The following is a 1,253-nucleotide window of genomic DNA, read 5'->3' as shown; positions in this document are numbered from 1 at the left end:
TCGGGCCGGGCCTGGCGCAGCGCGCCGAACACCAGGTCGGGCAGCATCTGGCCGATGGCCGCGCGCGTGGCGACGGCGGCCGGCGGCAGCGCATGGACGATCGAGCCCTCGGGCGCGACCACGCGGATCGGCGCCAGGGAGCCCGAGTTGTTGGGCACGTCCGCGCCGATCAGGCAGCGGATGCCGAAGGAGGTGTAGGCGTCGGTGTAGGCCTTGGGCACGTTGATGCCGCGCGCCACCGTGCCCGAGGTGCCCGCGAAGTCGACCAGGATGCCGTCGTCGGAGATCGTGACCGCCGCATGCAGCTCGACCGGCGTGTCGTAGCCGTCCACGGTCATGTGGTTGCGCCAGGTGCCGCGCGGCCAGTCGGCCAGCGCGGCGCGCATGGCCTGTGCCGAGCGCTCGATCACGTAGTCGCCCTGCGCCCGCAGGTCGTCCAGGCCGAACTCGCGCAGCAGCCGCTGCAGCCGCGTCGCGCCCACCGCGTTGCAGGCCACCAGCGCATGCAGGTCGCCCTCGACCTGCTCGGGCTCGCGCACGTTGGCGCGCACGATGGCCAGCACCGACTCGTCGAGCACGCCGTCGCTCGCGAAGCGCAGCGGCGGCAGGAACAGGCCCTCGTGGTAGATCTCGAGCGCATCGGGGCCGGCATTCACGCCGCCGATGTCGACCACGTGCACGGTCGAGGCGAACAGCGCCACCAGCCGGCCGCCGTGGAACACCGGCGTGACCATCACCACGTCGAACAGGTGGCCCGTGCCCTTCCACGGATCGTTGGTGACGAACACGTCGCCGTCGCGCATGGTGGGGGCCGGAAAGGCGCGCAGGAAATGCAGCACCGAGTCGGCCATCGAGTTGACGTGGCCCGGCGTGCCGGTCACGGCCTGCGCCACCATGCGGCCGTCGGGCAGGAACACGCCGGCCGACAGGTCGCCGGCCTCGCGCGTCGGCGTGCCGAAGGCGGTGCGGATCAGCGCCTGCGCCTGTTCCTCGACCACGGCGAGCAGGCGGCTCCACACGAGCTGCTGGCGCAGCGCCTGGCGCCCATTGGCGGTGCTGGCGGTGTTGGCCGCGCTGGCAGCACTCATGCCGCCACCGCCGCCGCGTGCTCTTCCTCCTCGTACCGCACGGCCGTGGTGTCGTCGAGCACCAGCGCGCCGAGCCGGCTCACGCGTGCCTCGAAGCCCGCGATCAGCTGCGTGGTGGTCTCGTCCTCGACGACCAGCGCCGGGCCCTCGACCCACAGGCCCGGC

1 protein-coding gene is annotated in these 1,253 nt (G+C 73.0%); it reads right to left on the bottom strand.

Translation table 11 applies throughout. The annotated features are described in order from the left end of the window. Positions 1–1,088 (bottom strand): hydantoinase B/oxoprolinase family protein (locus AC27VN_RS41795; RefSeq protein WP_490880562.1); only part of this gene is annotated, 1,088 nt, incomplete at its 3' end. Positions 1,089–1,253 lie beyond the last annotated feature (165 nt).

Source organism: Variovorax sp. 20P10.2.4 (genome assembly GCF_058244205.1).
Note: the sequence above shows the minus strand (reverse complement) of the source record. Positions and strands in the feature narration are given on the sequence as shown.